Raw genomic sequence first — 16,271 nt, forward strand, 5'->3', positions numbered from 1 at the left:
GACCGGGTTGGACGCGCCGCTAGTGAACCGGTTATGACGCCAGTCGTACGGCCGGGTAGCCACGCGCGGACGGGATAAGCGCTGAAAGCATCTAAGCGCGAAGCCTGCCTCAAGATGAGATCTCCTTTCAGGGTCGTTGTAGACGACGACGTTGATAGGCCACAGGTGTAAAGCCGGTGACGGCAAAGCCGAGTGGTACTAATCACCCGAGAGTTGACGTTCGGCGGGTTAGATGATACGTTTAACGTTCCGTGCCATTGTCAAGATGACAATGGCAATTGAAAATTGAAAGTCGAGAATTGAAAATGATGAAATGTCACCATTTTTGAAGAACCGACGTTAGATTTTCGATGCGTGTAAAAATGATGAACTTTAAAAGATATTGTCACTGTGGCGGGAGCGCCACGATGGAGTGACGGAAGCTTGGAGATAGTGATGATTGGGAATAATTTTCAATTTTCAATTTTCAACTTTCAATTTTATTAAACGGTGTCTATAGCGACGGTGATCCACCTCTTCCCATCCCGAACAGAGAAGTTAAGCCCGTTAGCGCCGATGGTACTGCCGAGAGGTGGGAGAGTAGGTCGATGCCAGATTTAGAGAAGGGCGATTCAAACGAGTCGCTCTTTTTTTATGGTGTAAATGGTATTCCATTTTCGATTTTTTCAATTTTCAATTGTAAATTCTACATTCTCAATTTATTTTTCTACCTTAGTGCTCTGAATCAATTTATGTGAAAATGGCATTATTCGGTTTATTTAATAAGAACAAGAAAGAGAGCCTTGATAAAGGGTTAGAGAAAACGAAAGAAAGTGTATTCAAGAAGCTATCCAGGGTAATTGTCGGAAAATCAAAGGTTGATGACGAAGTACTGGATAATTTGGAAGAGGTGTTAATTTCCTCTGACGTGGGGGTGGATACTACTCTTCGTGTAATAGAGAGAATAGAAAAAAGAGTACAGCGCGACAAGTATATCGGCACGGATGAGTTGAATCGGGTGTTGAAAGAAGAAATAGTCGATTTATTGAAAGAAAATAATTCGACAGATTATGATTCTTTGAGTTTACCCGAGGGACACGGACCATACGTGATCATGGTAGTTGGTGTGAATGGCGTCGGGAAAACGACGACAATAGGAAAGTTGGCTCATAAGTTTAAAGAAGCCGGAAAATCGGTTGTGTTGGGAGCTGCAGATACTTTTAGAGCCGCGGCGGTCGATCAACTGGTGATTTGGGCGGAACGAGTAGGAGTGCCTATCGTGAAACAGGGAATGGGTGCAGACCCTGCATCTGTGGCATTTGATACGTTAAGTAAGGCCAAGGCAGAGAATGCTGATGTCGTGTTGATTGATACGGCCGGAAGACTCCATAATAAAATTAATTTGATGAACGAATTGACCAAGATCAAGAAAGTGATGCAGAAGGTTATTCCTGATGCACCTCATGAAATATTACTTGTTCTTGATGGTTCTACCGGACAAAATGCCTACGAGCAGGCGAAGCAGTTTACTCTGGCAACGGAGGTGAACGCTTTAGCGATTACCAAATTGGACGGTACTGCAAAAGGTGGAGTGGTGATAGGTATTTCGGATCAATTCAAGATTCCGGTGAAATATATAGGTATTGGAGAAAAGATAGACGATTTGCAGGTGTTCAACCGGGAAGAATTCGTGGATTCTCTATTTAATTGAGTCTGTAAGGTTCATAAAGTTATAACGTCCATAAGTCAATGGACACTGCGGGCGCTTTGTTTACGGCAGCTTATGTTACCGATAAATATTGTCCGAAGGACACTTGTGACTTTACGGACCTTATAGACTTTACGGACTATTTTACTATGAAGAAAAAAATATTATTTATTTGCTTGGGAAATATATGTCGCTCTCCCAGTGCGGAGGCGATTATGAAGCATTACGTGGCGAAACGGGGACAGGAGGATCAATTTTATATTGATTCGGCCGGGATTAGCGGTTATCATTCGGGTGATCCGGCAGATGAACGGATGCAGGCACATGCTATCCGCCGGGGATACGAGTTGACCAGTTTATCCCGAAAGTTTTATCCTGATGCGGATTTTGAGAATTTTGATATGATTATCGGAATGGATGACCAGAACGTGCGGGATTTGCGACGTATGGCAACTACGGAAGAAGAGAGAGGAAAGATTTATAAAATGACGGATTTCTGTCGGCGTTTCTCTTACCGGGATAGTGTACCGGATCCTTATTATGGTGGGGCTGCGGGGTTTGAATTGGTATTGGATTTACTGGAAGATGCCGTGGAGGGATTATTGGAACAGTTGAAAGATTGAAAAGGAGATAAAAGAGGTATTGGGGAATATCAAGATAATTTTTTAAAACGGAATGATGAAGAAAATGAAAATGTTGGTGTTCTTACTTCTCTTCGTACTGCCGGAAATAAGTATGGCACAGCGGGAGAAATATCCTTTAGATTGGTTTTTGCGGGATGTAGAGCAAGACAGTATGTTCGGTACGGGGGTACACCGTATTTACAAAGAGTTGTTATCGGGTAAGAAGCCTGTACCTTTGATTGTCGCGGTGATAGATTCGGGTTTTGACACGACAGCCCAAATGTTGGCTCCCGTGTTATGGCGTAATCCCGGGGAGATTCCCGGAAACGGGAAAGATGACGATCGTAACGGGTACGCGGATGATATCCACGGTTGGAATTTTATGGGTACGCGGGATGGAAAATCCTTATCACGCGGTGTGCCCGAAGAATTGCGGACATATAGCTGGTTGCTGAAGACTTATAGAGGGAATATGAAAAAGATGTCCCCGGAAGAGAGGGATTTATTCGTGACGTTGCATAAAACCTACGGAATCAGAGAGGTCGAGTACGAACGAAAGAGTATCGAGGCTCAAGAGGAGTTGAAGGAGATTAAACAGATAAAGAAACAAGCTTGGTTTAAACAGGCTTATAAGGAGCATTTGGCTAAAAAGGCGGCGGAGCCGGTGTTGACGGAGGAAGAAAGGTTTGAATTGTTTAGAGCCGGAAAGTTACCTCGGACAGAACCGGATACGGTAGAAAAGATTCTTTCTAAAGAGAAACAACTCTTGCATAACATAAAGAATGCCGAGGAGTTATTCACGATAGCTTTTGATATTCGTAAAGAGATCGGGGACGATCCGTATAATATTAATGACCGGAAGTACGGTAATCCTTATTTTCCTCTCGCTTCGAGCAGTAAGCATGGTACTCATGTCGCTTCTACTATCGGTGGGGTAACGGAACCCGAATCGGGAGTGTACGGTATTGCCCAAGGGGTACGGATTATGTTGTTGCAAGTCGTACCGCCGGGAGGCGACGAGGAGGATAAGGATATTGCTTTAGCTATACGGTATGCCGTGGATAACGGGGCTAAGGTGATAAACATGAGTTTCGGGAAATACACGGCTCTCGGTAAAACACAGAAGTGGATAGAAGAGGCTATGGATTATGCCGCCGCCCATGATGTTTTGATTGTTCGTGCTGCCGGGAATAATGGCAGGAATACGGATCAAGTGAATGTTTACCCCTTGCGTCCCTCAAAGCCGGAAACACAGGCTTGTTATATATGTGTCGGTGCGCATGGCTCTAACTTAAGGGCAGAGGATGCAAATAATAAGTTCGTGAGTTTTTCCAATTACGGGAAAAAGACTGTTGATTTGTTCGCACCCGGACATAGTATATATAGTCAAGTTCCTTATGGAAAATATAGTCAAGAGTCGGGAACAAGTATGGCATCCCCGGTATGCGCGGGAGTGGCGGCTCTTATTCGGATGTATTACCCTCGTCTGACCGCGGCACAGGTGAAAGAGGTGCTAATGAAAACGGTGACGCCTAGTGATCAAGTTTGCAAGTTCGGCAAGCAGTCGATAAAATTCAGCGATATGAGTATTAGCGGAGGGATGTTGAACGGGTATAAGGCAATGAAATTGGCAGAAGAGATAAAATAAATAAACCCGCCGGAAGGCGGGTTTATTTATTATTTTAGCAGTGTTGCCAAGCAGTCGTTCACGTTCTTTTCGATACGCGCAAGAACGTTGTTGTTCTCAGCCTTCTCGAATTTTGTTCCGGTGATATGCTCGTACAATTCGATGTAACGTTCGGTAATGTTGTTTACAACCTCGGGTGTCATTTCGGGTACTTGCTGTCCTGCTTTCCCTTGGAAACCGTTATCCATTAACCATTCGCGTACAAATTCTTTGGATAACTGGCGTTGTTTTTCACCTTTGGCAAGGCGTTCCTCGTAGCCGTCAGCATAGAAATAACGGGAAGAGTCGGGCGTATGTATTTCGTCGATCAAGTAAATCTTTCCGTCTTTTTTACCGAATTCGTATTTGGTATCAACCAGTATCAATCCCATTTTCGCAGCAATTTCCGTACCTCTTTGGAATAGGGCAATCGTGTATTTTTCGATGGCCTCGTAGTCTTCTTTACTAACTAAGCCGGAAGCGATGATTTCTTCTTTTGAAATATTCTCGTCGTGTCCTTCCATAGCTTTCGTGGTAGGAGTGACAAGCGGGGTGGGAAACTTCTGGTTCTCTACCATACCCTCGGGTAAAGGCAGCCCGCAAAGCGTTCTGTTTCCTGCTTTGTATTCTCTCCATGCACTTCCTGCCAAATAACCGCGGATAACCATTTCCACCTTGAAAGGTTCACATTTGTGACCGACGGTTACCATCGGATCGGGGGTTGCAATTTTCCAGTTCGGCACGATGTCAGCCGTTGCGTCCAGAAATTTTGCAGCAATTTGATTTAAGATTTGTCCCTTGTAAGGTATTCCTTTCGGGAGTACCACGTCGAAAGCGGAAATTCTGTCGGATACCAGCATAACGAGGTATTCGTCGTTGATGTTATACACGTCGCGTACTTTACCGACGTATTCATCTTTCTGTTTCGGAAATTTGAAATTTGTTTTTACAATCGCTTCCATGTTATTTGCTTTAAGATCCGTTATTTAGTTTTTTCTTCGTTATTATACGCGTTGACAATATCCTTTACCAGCCGATGGCGCACGATATCATTATTATCAAACTCAACGAAGGCGATCCCTCTGATGCCTTGCAGTAATTTAAACGCATGTATGAGTCCCGAATCACCGCGTTTGGGTAAGTCTATCTGGCTCATGTCGCCGGTGATAACAAACTTCGCGTTAATACCCATGCGGGTAAGGAACATTTTCAATTGATTTTTGGTCGTGTTCTGTGCCTCGTCGAGGATGACGAACGCATCGTTCAAGGTGCGTCCTCTCATGTATGCCAACGGGGCGATTTGGATAATTTCCGTTTCCAGATATTCCGTAAGTTTCTTGGGAGGAATCATGTCGGAAAGGGCATCGTACAAGGGTTGCAGGTACGGGTCTACTTTCTCTTTCATGTCACCCGGTAAGAATCCCAGACTTTCCCCCGCTTCCACGGCAGGACGGCTGAGTATGATGCGTTTTACCTCTTTGTTTCGCAGGGCTTTGACCGCTAGGGCTATTGCCGTGTAGGTTTTTCCCGATCCGGCGGGTCCCGTGGCGAAAAGTAAATCATTCATTTTCGCCAGATCGACTAATTTACGTTGGTTGGGGGTTCTGGCCCGTATGGTTTTCCCGTTATTCCCGAAGACGATAATCGACGCCGGGTCTTCGGGATCTTCCACGATATCGTCCTCGAGGATGATCCTTTTGAGGTTTGCTATCGTGAGCATATTGTATTTATTATAATGTTCCAGAAGGGCATTAATTTTGGCAACGAGCACGTCAATATCATTCTCTTCGCCTTGAATTATGATTTCATCTCCGCGGGCGGTGAGCTTCAATTTCGGGAAAAATTCTTTTAACGTGATGAATTTTGCGTTGTTAATGCCGTAAAAGTCAATAGGATCAATGTTTCCAATACTAATTCTTTTCTCTATCATGAAACTTAAAATAAATAGCTTATTTTTGCAGGTGCAAAGTAGGGAAAACTATTGAAAATTGAAAGTTGAGAATTGAAATTTTTTCATTAACGTAGAGTTAGTCATGGAGAAGGATTTTAGCAAGCAAAAAGAGGCTTTCGCCGAGTTACTGGATATCATGTATACCTTGCGGGAGAAATGTCCTTGGGATCATAAACAGACGTTGGAGTCGTTGCGGACGCTGACCGTGGAGGAAGTGTATGAGTTAGGTGACGCGATCGTGAAAGGGGATATGCAGGAGGTGAAAAAGGAGTTGGGGGATTTAATCATGCATATTGCTTTTTATGCTTTGATAGGGGAGGAGAGGGGAGAGTTTGACATAACCGGGGTGTTGGAGGAAATTTGTGAGAAGTTACGTTACCGGCACCCTCATATCTATGGCGAGGTGAAAGTGGAGAACGCGGATGATGTTACCCGCAATTGGGAACAGTTGAAATTGAAAGAAAAAGGACGGCATCATAAGGTGTTGGAAGGAGTACCGGATGCACTTCCGGCATTGGTGAAGGCTTATCGAATACAAGATAAGGTGAGAGGCGTGGGGTTCGATTGGCATCAAAAAGAAGACGTGTGGCTTAAAGTACGGGAGGAACTCGGGGAGTTGGAAGTAGAGGTCGCGAAGGCTGACCAAGAACACATGGAGGAGGAATTCGGGGATTTCTTGTTCGCGATGATTAATGCCGGACGTTTGTACGGGATTAATCCCGAAGATGCTTTGGAAAAAGCGAACCGGAAGTTTATTCGTCGTTTCTCTTACGTGGAAGAACAGGCAAATGCTGCCGGAAAGAAGCTGAATGATATGACATTGGAGGAAATGGACGTGTATTGGAATGAAGCGAAAAGACAAGAAGCGGTTAGAAATTAATTAATTCACGATTTATGAATTACGATTTACGATTAAAAAAAAGCATGGTTCGGTGGGGAGCATTTAATCTGGAATCGGAAATCATGAAATCTTTGAATGAGTATCGGCTTCGTGTGGCTGGAATCTAAAATTTAAAATCTAAAATTAATAAGGTGGATTTAACGGGTAAGTGGAAATACAAGGAGGATTACGGTTACGGTGTGGCCGAGGGAGAATTATTCTTGAAACAGGAAGGAGATGAGCTGTCCGGTAGGATTATTTTTACGGACAAATTGAATGATGATGAAGCGTATATGCTTCAAGAGTTTTTGATCGGGTCGTTGGAGGGGCATAAGGTAAAGCTGGATGCCGAGGAATTTGATATTATTCATTCCGAACACGAGATCGATTACGAGTTGGACAGTTGGTTCGGGGTACTCGTGGATGATGATACAATTGTCGGTCTGAGCAAGGACGGACAGGGTATCGAGGGTAAATTTACGTTCGCGCGAGAGAAGAATTAGATGTTAAAAAAACAATAAATTGGAAAAGCTGACAAAAGTCAGCTTTTTTTTTTGTTCGATATTCTATATTGCAGAAGAATCTAATAACCTAACTAATAATATACTTATGTCGAAAATTAATTCGCATCCAATTCTGGATGTACCGAAGCGGGATAAAGTGGTTTTCACTTTTAACGGAAAAAAAATAGAGGGAGAAAGTGGTTATACTATCGCGGCTGCGTTGCATCAAGCGGGTTATCCCGTGCATAGCCATAGCATTGACGGGCGCGGACGTTCGTTAGCTTGTGGTATCGGTAAATGCGGTGCTTGTGAAATGCTGGTAGACGGCAAGGTGCGGCGTATTTGCGTGACGAAGGTGGATGGGGTGAAAGAGGTGAGGGAGCTTGCACAGGGGGAAATGCCCGAACGTTGTGACGCGCACGGGCAGGATACCCGGAAAATACTTCGCACCACGGTCGTTATCGTTGGTGCCGGTCCGGCGGGCTTAGCCGTGCGGGAAGAGTTCAATAAATACGGTGTGGATAACATCGTGATCGATAATAACGACAAGATCGGGGGACAGTTTAATATGCAGACGCACCAGTTTTTCTTTTTCGAGAAAGAGAAGCGGTTTGGCGGCATGCGCGGTTTCGATATAGCCAAAACTTTGGCGGGGGAGAGTATGGAGGGTATATATTTGAATTCCACGGTATGGGATGTGCTGGAGGGAAAGCGGATTGCCGTGAAGAATCTGGACACGGATACCGTCTTTTTCGTGGATGCCGACTATCTGGTGGTTGCCACGGGTGCGGTTCCGTTTATGCCCGCTTTCGAGAATGACGACCTTCCGGGTGTGTACACGGCAGCGGTGGTTCAGAAAATGATGAACAATGAATTGACGTTGTTGGGTAAGAACGTGTTGACCGTGGGAGCCGGTAATATCGGGTATCTGACTTCTTACCAGTTGATGCAGGCGGGTGCCCACGTGAAGGCGATCATTGAGGCGATGCCGAAAGAGGGTGGATTCCCCGTGCAGGCGAACCGGGTACGTCGTTTGGCTATCCCGATCATGACTTCGCACATGTTGTTGAAGGCTATTCCGAATGAAGATCATACCGGAATCAAGGGTGCGGTTATTGCCGAGTGCGAGAATTTTAAAGCGGTACCGGGTACGGAAAAGATACTGGAAGGTATTGATGTGATTAATATATGCACGGGATTGATTCCTGACAATCAATTGTTGACGAAAGGGCGTGCCGTGTTTGGCGAACGTTGTTACGCGGCGGGGGATGCCGTGCGTATCGGCGAGGGAACGAGTGCCGTGTTACGCGGGAAACAGGCTGCCGCGGAGATCATGTTGGATATGGGTACCCGGGTGAGTTATGATGATTATTTGGTCTTGTCCAAAGAATATATCGACTCGCAACAACATCCGGTCCGGATACTGGAGGCTCCCCGTCTGCCGGACGCGGAGCGTATGAAGAAGAGAGGTTTCGTGCAAATGGATTGCCTGTACGGTTTTGCTTGTAATCCTTGTTCATTCGCGTGTCCGCACGGGGCAATCACGAAGAGTTCTACTTCAACGGTTCCGCACGTGGATTACGATAAGTGTATCGGTTGTATGGAATGTGTTTACCAGTGTCCGGGTTTGGCCATATTCGGTTACGACTTGCGGAAAGACAGTTTGTTCCTGCCGATCGAGTACGAGGTAAAAGAAAAAGAAACGGTTTATCTCGTGAACAATTACGGGGAGAAGTTGGGAGAAGGTATCGTCGAGAAAGTGTTGCATAAACCGAACAAGACGAATATCGCGCGGGTGAAAGCGTTGGATATTCACGGTGAAGAGCTGGTGAAAGTAAGAGGTTTCGTGGTGAAAGAGAATTACCCGGAATGTCTGGAATTGGAGCCTTTGCTGAAAGACGAGAAGGGTGCTACTTTTATTTGCCATTGTGACGATGTGATGTTGGACGACGTAATGCAGATCGTGGGCGATCGTACCTTTATTTCTATCGACGAGATCAAGCACACGACTCGTTTGGGGATGGGACCGTGCCGCGGCAAACGTTGTATCCCTCGTTTGAAAACGGCTTTGAGGGCAAAAGGAATCGAAGTCGTGGGAGATGCCACACCGAGAGCCCCGTTGTCGAATCAATTGAACCTTGGTGAATTATACCCGCCGAAGCGAGGGGAAGAATACCGGGTTGCCAATCGTTCCGATTTCAAGAAAGTTGAAGTGGGTGCTTTGATTGCCGGAGGGGGGATCGCGGGTAGCGCTTTGTTCCGTTATATGGCAGAGGCGGGGGTGAATCCCGTGCTCGTGAACGCGGACAGGGGGTCCTCGTGGAGAAACATCGGCGGAGGCCGGACGGCATTCTCGTTGCCGGAGCTGGCAGAAATTGCAGAGCATAATCACGCGATATTTAAGGAGTTGCAAGGACTTTCCAATATTGACTACAAGACAACACGATATATTAATCTGGCACATGACGAGGCTACCTTCAACGCTTTGGATGCCAGCCGTGCTTGGTCGGATGCCTATATGGTCGAACCGAAGAATTTCCAGAAAGAAATTTCTCCTTATTTTGACACGAAATCCAAACGTTATCTCGGGGCTTTGATCACGAATGATTGTTGGCAGGCGACGCCGGGTAAGGTGGTCGATTTGATTCGCAACATGGGTATCCACGCCGGAGGTCGTGTAGCGGAGGATTGCAAGGTGCTCGAAGTGATGAAAGAGGGATCGACATACTGTATTCTGGTGCTGACGCATGATAAGAAATACGTGGAATTTCGCACGGATGTATTCGTGAACGCCTTGGGTGCGGGAGCGGGGAAGATATGCGAGGGATTGGGTATGCACGCCGGATTGTATCCCGTGCGCCACCAAGCGTTTATTACCCGCCGTCTGCCGATGTTGGGCAAGAACGGCGATAGTTTGGATATGTTGATTGACCGTCAGGAGTACAAGGGATTCTCTGCCGTGTACGGGCAACAATTGGTACACACGGGACAAATTATCGGATGTGCTTCCCCGCGGGTGGATGCCTTGCGGACGGACAAGAATCTGATCTTAAACACGAAGGAGTTTATAGAGATTATCAGTGAGTTCTTCGTGGACTGGATGCCTAAGTTGGCGGGTGTGAGTATACAAGCCACGTGGTCCGGTTATTACACGGAACCCCGTTATATCATTGATCCCGAATTGGGATTGTTCGTTGGAATGAGAGGACATGGGTTCATGCTGTCGCAATATCTTGCCAAGATGTATGTCGATAAGTTAATGGGACGCCCGGTACCGGAATATTTTGACAAGTTGAAACTGAATGGTCCGGGATTATCGGAGAAAGCATTTAAATAAGGATGAGGGTGACACCACCTCCTCTATAAACAGAGGAGGTGCTGGAATACAGTCTAAAACGCTAGAAAAGTAACTTGCAACTTGCCGCAGGCAAATGCAACCTGCAACTTTGCTGAAGGCAAATTTCATGGTCTGGTATGTGTCAAGTAGTTGGATAGCTTTGTTTGGTAGTCGGCACAGGCGGACGTGTAGTTGTTGCAACTTTCCGTGTACAGTGTTTCTGCGGTTAGTAAGTCACTTAACGAGGATGCTCCGGCATTGAAATGTTGTTTGTTCAATCGCAGGTTCTCGGTCGAGGATGCGATGGATTTGCGTGCCAGTTCGATTTGTGCGTAGGCTTCCGTGAGTTCGCTCCACAATTGTTCGATCTCTACGGCGAGTAATTCTTCTGCGTTTTTACGATCATTCTCTGCCTGTTCTTTTTTTATGCGGGCTTTTTTTATCACGTGCGAGCCGCCCCACCATGAAGAGATCGGGACGGATACGCTGGCGAAAGCGAGTTCCGTGTTCACGTCTTTTTTCATGATGTTGTAATAGATGTGTCCCACGCCGACGCCTACCTTCGGAAGATGTTTGCTTCGTTCCATCCGGACTTGATACCCTTGGGCATCCACGTTCTTCTGTGCCAACAGGTATTCGATCCTTTGTTGTACGGCATCTTGGGGGGTGATATAATAATTAAGGGGTGATTCAGGTTGGGTAAATTCACTCGTGGCGATATCAAATGACGTGAAATCAGCCCCGATATATTGTGCCAATACCATTTTGGTGACACGCAGCCCATTTTCAACTTTTAGGCGTTGGCTGGCTATTTCCTGTTGCCGGAGTTCAACCCGTAACAAATCATTACGGGTAGTGAGTCCGGTTTTTACGGCCAATTCTACTTGACGGTAAATCTCCGCCAGCAATTTGTCTACCACGTCAAGCGTGGAATGATGATTGTTTAACGTGGCAATCAGCCAGTAGTATTCGGTGGTTTTTTGTTTCACTTCATTTTCGGTCAAGCGATGTTGCAAAACACGGACTTCTTCGCCCAGTTTTGCCAGCTTGTTGCCGTTGATGATCTGTAATCCGGCAAAAACGGGTTGTACGGCAGTGGCTGTCGCGAATGCCCCTTTTTTTATGAAAGACAGGGGAATTTCCGCCAGACCGAACAGATCGAGATCGGCTTGTAATAATTTCTCGCTGCCTTGAAATACCATACCCGAGGCCGATACTTGCGGGAAGTAAAAGGTGAAAGCCTCTTTACGGGTTTGGCGAGCCATTTCAACTTCCAACAAGCTGTTCTTGATGCTATTGTTCTTTTCTAGGGCTGCCGCCAGACATTCTTCCAGCGTATACACCTGTCCACGTGTGATGAAAGGCAGGAATACTATACAAAACAGGAAAAGGTAAATATGTTTCATGATTTCAATCGTTTATCGTTTTTTGAATAGAGTTTCCAATATACCACGGGGAGAATCGTGATTACCAGCAGCAGCGAACCGATACCCCCGGCAAAGATCGTGACACCGACAGGCGTCCAGAACGTACTGTTGCTGAAGATCATCGGGATAACTCCCACGGCTGTCGTTGCCGTTGTCAAGAAAATGGGAACCATACGGCGTTTGCCCGCGTCGTAAGCGGCTTCCCGTGCTGTTTCCCGGTGATTTACGCGGCGGTCGTCCGCGTGCTGGTACATGAGTATGACATTTCGCACGATCATTCCCAGCAGGGTGATGAAACCGAACACGGAAGTGATACTAATCGTCTTCCCGGCAATCCATAGTCCTATCATGGCGCCGAACAGGCATAACGACATGGCGAGCATGGCAACGGCGGTAATCCCGAATTTCCTGAAGCTGGTTAGAATAAAGAAGAATATAATGACCATCGCTATCCCCAGACCGGACATGATGGGCGGGAGTGTTTCCATGTCGTATTCGTATTCCCCGCCAACTTCCGGGGACAGGCCTGCCGGGAATTGCCCCTGCAATTCCCCGTCAATCATCTTGTTTATTTTGGACAGGGTCTCCAGTGTGTTTTCTCCCCTGCGTAAATCGGCTATCACGGAAAGACAGCGCATCCCGTTGCGGTGGACGATTTTACTCTCGTGCCACGCGGGTTTTACATCTGCGATTTGCCGCACGGGAACGGAGGTTGGGGAGGTCGTTGCCGGGAGATAAAGATCCTTGATGTTTTGTGCCGTCAAGCTGTCTTTGCGGGCATTTTTCATGATGACCGGGAGGGCGTAATCTCCTTCCCAAACGGAACCGACTGGAATTCCGGTGGTTGCTATCGACAAGTTGAGAGCCATCGCGGTACGGGTAAGCCCGAGTTGTGATGCGGCAACCGGATCGAGTGTGATTTCCATTACCGGACGGGGTACGTCGTAGTTCGTGTAGATGCGAGCCAATTCCGGCATGAGGCGCATGCGGGACATCAACAGGTCGGCAGCACGATGCAGAGAGTCGATATTTTCCCCTTGGAACCGGAATTCCAGTTCCGGAACCAGTTGGAAATCCAGTTGTTTGAATTTCACGTGGGCATCGGGGAATAGATCGGCATACCGGTTCGTGTATTTATCCAAAATATCTTCGGTATCTTCAATGGAAGTCGTGTTCACGATGAATTGAGCGTAGTTTTTTGCCGGCATCTGCGGCGCATATGACGTTTGGAAACGCGGGGAGGAGCAACCGATAAAAGAGGTGATGGAAGTAACCCGCCCGTCTTCTTTCAATAGAGCGTAGACCGAGTCTGCCACCTGTTCCGTGCGGGACAAAGGAGTACCTTCAGCCAGATAGATCTCCACGGCAAACTGATCCCGATCGGCAACGGGAAACATACGATATTGCAGTAGGGGAACGATCATTATTGCAACAAGGACAGAGGCGATTCCCGAACCGATAGTCAACCACGGGTGACGGAATGTCCATCCCAGAATACGTTCATAAAGTCTCTGTACATGATCCGTGAGTCTTTTCTTGTCGGTTTTGATGTATCTTTTCCGGATAATCCACGTGTTTAATAACGGAATGATCGTCACGGCAAGCACGAGTGAAACCATAAGATTAATCGTGATTGTCCAAGGGAAATAGGTGACAAAGTCCCCTATCTGACCGGTCAGCGTGAATAGTATGGGGAAGAATATAGCACAGATACATGCCGTGGCTAACAGCATCGGCAGGAAATACCGGTTGGCACTCGTGATAGCGGCGTACCAGCGTGAATATCCTTTATTGAGGTAGTCCAGATAACCGTCGATGATGACAATGGAGTCGTCAACAATCATTCCCAGCACCACGATAAGTGCGGCGAGAGTCACCGTGTTGAGTGGTATGCCGCACAAATACATGATTCCCACGGAAATAAAAGTTGCAAAGGGTATTGTAATTGCGGCGACGAGCGCGGAACGGAATGGAAATAGAATCATCATCACGAGAATAATGATAATCATGGCAATGATCAACTCGTGCAGGAACGAGGAGACGGAGTCCCCGACCACTTTTGCCTGATCGGCGATACGGCTGATGGACACGTCGGCGGGCAGCACGTGTTCCCGGTAATCATCAAGTACTTTGTCCACGTTTCTGCCGTATTCCACGATATCATACCCGCTGCGCATTTCGAGGGATAGAATGACACAGGGATGTCCGTTGTTTTTGATGTAACTTTCCGACATATCGTATTCCCGCGTGACACGGGCAATATCTTTTATCCGTACCACGTTGTTGCGCAGGTCAGAATAGATAATCTGGTTTGCTGTCTCTTCTTCGCTACACAAGGCGGGAGAGATGTGCAAAGGTATATTTATTTCCTCGTTTTCAACAGAACCGCCGCTTGTCGTGAAGCCTTGCGAAAACAGGATGCCCGATAATAACTTTTCGTTGATACCGTACACTGCCATACGTTCCTGATCCGTGTAAATGGTGATCTGTTCTTTTATGGCACCGTATGAACGGATATTTGAAACGGATTCTACCTGCCGTAGCCGGTCACCCAGTTCGTCTGTATAGATTTGTAATTCTCGGTAAGAGCGTTTGTCGGATTCGACAGCGATCAGCAGGGCGGAAGTATCCCCGAAATCGTCGTTGGCAATGACAGCCACTACTCCCGAGGGCAATTGCGACTTGAACAGGGAGAGTCCGTGTTTGATTTTAGACCAGACTTCGTCTTTGTTATTCACGTTGTCGTTCAGTTCTACCATGATGTAGCACATCCCGTGTTGGGACGTGGAGATCGTTTTAGCCCGTTTTACTTCTTTGTAAGTGAATAGAAAACGTTCCAGCGGTTTGGTCAATTGTTCTTCCACCTCATTGACGGATGCACCCGGGTATACCCCGACCACGACGCCCTGCCGGACGGTAAATTCCGGAAATTCCTGTTTAGGCATCCGGTTGATCCCGAGGATTCCGAAAATAAACATGAGGATAACGATCAGCATGGAGATCCGGTAATTCACCATGGTCCAATGAACAAAATTAAATTTCTTTTTCATTAGAATATGATTTTATTGCCTTCACTTATTTTTTGATATCCCTCGGTAATCACGCGTTCTCCCGGTGTCAGCCCTTTGGTGATCGCTATACGGTTGCCCGCGGTTGCCGCGGTTGTCACCGGTGCGCGGAAGGCAGTGCTGTCGGCTGCGACTTTCCACACGAACAGTTGTCCTCGGGCATCCCGTTGCACGGCTGTCAACGGGAGTGTTATTCGGGTATCGCTACCCGGCGTCACGGTGACGGAGCATACCATGCCCGGTAATAGTTCTTTGTCCGGATTCGCGAGTACGACACGGGCATCATAGGTGCGTGTCACGGGATTAGCCACGACTCCTTTTTCCAAGTTGCCGCCCTCGTATATCCGGTTATTTAATGCTGCCACCCGTATACAGGAATGGCAGGCGGGAGTCAAGTTCGATATTTCCATTTCGGATACGGTAAATTTGGCTTTCACTTGGTTGATTTGCACCAGCGTCAAGACAGGTTGTCCGGGGATTGCGGTTTCTCCCGCTGATAAGTTTTTTTTCCCGACTACCCCGTCAAAAGGTGCGTAAATCATGCAATCGTCATAGTTCTTGCGGGCGATGTTGTACGTCGATCGAGCCTGTTGTAGTTTGGTGTTTATCTCTACCATCTTTATTTCTGGAAGGCTCTCCCCGTCGTACATTTGTTTTAAACGGGAATGCGCGTCTTTGGCTTGCTCCAGCGTGGCGGAAGCTGCATCCAGAAGATCGCGGGCGGAAGCGTCGTCCAGTTGTGCCAGAAGTTGCCCTTTGCGCACGGGTTCTCCTTCCCGTACATGTATCTTTTCTATTTTTCCGGCTATCCCGAAACTGATAGCGGCACCGGCTTCCTCTTCTATCACGCCCACGTAAGAGCGTTGCACGATATTTTCGGAACGGGTAACGATTTCTGTCGTTACTTTTTTAGGGGTTACACTTGTAGGGGCTTTTCGTGTTGAACAGCCCGTGAAAACGATGATAATGACAAGCAGGTAGCATCGTGAGGTTCGTCTGATGAGTTGTTTCATGATTTTTTCGTTTAATTTCCGGTACAAAAATCTTCTTTTACTTTCGCATTATAAAGGTCGTTTTTATGTCTTGATTGGTCTATTTGTCTTTTTGTCAGTGCGAATGCGTCAAAACG

11 protein-coding genes and 2 rRNA genes are annotated in these 16,271 nt (G+C 46.9%); 8 read left to right on the forward strand and 5 right to left on the reverse strand.

Features of this window, described 5'->3' with window-relative positions:
- The 5 genes from CS948_RS11490 to CS948_RS11510 all read left to right on the forward strand — a co-directional run.
- A 23S ribosomal RNA gene (locus tag CS948_RS11490) occupies window positions 1-221 on the forward strand; the annotation flags it as partial.
- Between the two features lie 264 nt (window positions 222-485).
- Window positions 486-596 (forward strand): 5S ribosomal RNA (rrf, locus tag CS948_RS11495).
- A gap of 143 nt (window positions 597-739) precedes the next feature.
- Window positions 740-1,690: a signal recognition particle-docking protein FtsY gene (gene ftsY / locus CS948_RS11500; RefSeq protein ID WP_099291892.1), complete on the forward strand. Its 951-nt coding sequence runs from the start codon at window positions 740-742 to the stop codon at window positions 1,688-1,690.
- 146 nt (window positions 1,691-1,836) lie between these two features.
- Complete coding sequence (locus CS948_RS11505; RefSeq protein ID WP_099294437.1) at window positions 1,837-2,310, forward strand: low molecular weight protein-tyrosine-phosphatase; 474 nt, start codon at window positions 1,837-1,839, stop codon at window positions 2,308-2,310.
- A 55-nt stretch (window positions 2,311-2,365) separates the two neighbouring features.
- Entirely contained in the window at window positions 2,366-3,958 is a 1,593-nt protein-coding gene (locus tag CS948_RS11510; protein ID WP_176555033.1) for a S8 family serine peptidase, read from the forward strand.
- Between the two features lie 29 nt (window positions 3,959-3,987).
- Here the strand turns inward: CS948_RS11510 and CS948_RS11515 are convergent, their stop codons facing one another.
- The gene (locus tag CS948_RS11515) at window positions 3,988-4,938 is read right to left on the reverse strand and encodes a phosphoribosylaminoimidazolesuccinocarboxamide synthase (RefSeq protein ID WP_099291894.1); all 951 of its coding nucleotides are present in this window, start codon (window positions 4,936-4,938) and stop codon (window positions 3,988-3,990) included.
- 20 nt (window positions 4,939-4,958) lie between these two features.
- On the reverse strand, window positions 4,959-5,906 hold the full coding sequence (locus CS948_RS11520; RefSeq protein ID WP_099291895.1) for a PhoH family protein: 948 nt from the start codon (window positions 5,904-5,906) through the stop codon (window positions 4,959-4,961).
- Between the two features lie 103 nt (window positions 5,907-6,009).
- Between CS948_RS11520 and mazG the strand changes: the two genes are divergently transcribed.
- The 3 genes from mazG to CS948_RS11535 all read left to right on the forward strand — a co-directional run bounded on the left by mazG (window position 6,010) and on the right by CS948_RS11535 (window position 10,647).
- Complete coding sequence (gene mazG / locus CS948_RS11525; RefSeq protein WP_099291896.1) at window positions 6,010-6,807, forward strand: nucleoside triphosphate pyrophosphohydrolase; 798 nt, start codon at window positions 6,010-6,012, stop codon at window positions 6,805-6,807.
- Between the two features lie 152 nt (window positions 6,808-6,959).
- Window positions 6,960-7,310 carry a hypothetical protein gene (locus tag CS948_RS11530; RefSeq protein ID WP_099291897.1) on the forward strand — a complete coding sequence of 117 codons (351 nt, stop codon included), beginning with the start codon at window positions 6,960-6,962 and terminating at the stop codon, window positions 7,308-7,310.
- Between the two features lie 106 nt (window positions 7,311-7,416).
- The gene (locus CS948_RS11535; RefSeq protein ID WP_099294439.1) at window positions 7,417-10,647 is read left to right on the forward strand and encodes an FAD-dependent oxidoreductase; all 3,231 of its coding nucleotides are present in this window, start codon (window positions 7,417-7,419) and stop codon (window positions 10,645-10,647) included.
- Between the two features lie 125 nt (window positions 10,648-10,772).
- Here CS948_RS11535 and CS948_RS11540 read toward each other — a convergent pair whose 3' ends face one another.
- Genes CS948_RS11540 through CS948_RS11550 form a run of 3 tightly spaced genes read right to left on the reverse strand, consistent with a single transcriptional unit; the run spans window position 10,773 to window position 16,155 of the window.
- Window positions 10,773-12,053: a TolC family protein gene (locus tag CS948_RS11540; protein WP_255301978.1), complete on the reverse strand. Its 1,281-nt coding sequence runs from the start codon at window positions 12,051-12,053 to the stop codon at window positions 10,773-10,775.
- Window positions 12,050-15,124: an efflux RND transporter permease subunit gene (locus tag CS948_RS11545; protein ID WP_099291898.1), complete on the reverse strand. Its 3,075-nt coding sequence runs from the start codon at window positions 15,122-15,124 to the stop codon at window positions 12,050-12,052. Before CS948_RS11545 ends, CS948_RS11540 begins: the two co-directional genes overlap by 4 nt.
- The gene (locus tag CS948_RS11550; protein ID WP_099294443.1) at window positions 15,124-16,155 is read right to left on the reverse strand and encodes an efflux RND transporter periplasmic adaptor subunit; all 1,032 of its coding nucleotides are present in this window, start codon (window positions 16,153-16,155) and stop codon (window positions 15,124-15,126) included. Before CS948_RS11550 ends, CS948_RS11545 begins: the two co-directional genes overlap by 1 nt.
- Window positions 16,156-16,271: the final 116 nt, after the last annotated feature.

The organism is Butyricimonas sp. Marseille-P3923, assembly GCF_900184685.1.
Taxonomy (GTDB): domain Bacteria; phylum Bacteroidota; class Bacteroidia; order Bacteroidales; family Marinifilaceae; genus Butyricimonas; species Butyricimonas muris.

Bases quoted from the DNA above. Each gene is read 5' to 3' on its own strand.
- ftsY (WP_099291892.1), top strand. From the start codon at position 740: ATGGCATTATTCGGTTTATTTAATAAGAACAAGAAAGAGAGCCTTGAT.
- CS948_RS11505 (WP_099294437.1), top strand. From the start codon at position 1,837: ATGAAGAAAAAAATATTATTTATTTGCTTGGGAAATATATGTCGCTCT.
- CS948_RS11510 (WP_176555033.1), top strand. From the start codon at position 2,366: ATGAAGAAAATGAAAATGTTGGTGTTCTTACTTCTCTTCGTACTGCCG.
- CS948_RS11515 (WP_099291894.1), bottom strand. From the start codon at position 4,938: ATGGAAGCGATTGTAAAAACAAATTTCAAATTTCCGAAACAGAAAGAT.
- CS948_RS11520 (WP_099291895.1), bottom strand. From the start codon at position 5,906: ATGATAGAGAAAAGAATTAGTATTGGAAACATTGATCCTATTGACTTT.
- mazG (WP_099291896.1), top strand. From the start codon at position 6,010: ATGGAGAAGGATTTTAGCAAGCAAAAAGAGGCTTTCGCCGAGTTACTG.
- CS948_RS11535 (WP_099294439.1), top strand. From the start codon at position 7,417: ATGTCGAAAATTAATTCGCATCCAATTCTGGATGTACCGAAGCGGGAT.
- CS948_RS11540 (WP_255301978.1), bottom strand. From the start codon at position 12,053: ATGAAACATATTTACCTTTTCCTGTTTTGTATAGTATTCCTGCCTTTC.
- CS948_RS11545 (WP_099291898.1), bottom strand. From the start codon at position 15,124: ATGAAAAAGAAATTTAATTTTGTTCATTGGACCATGGTGAATTACCGG.
- CS948_RS11550 (WP_099294443.1), bottom strand. From the start codon at position 16,155: ATGAAACAACTCATCAGACGAACCTCACGATGCTACCTGCTTGTCATT.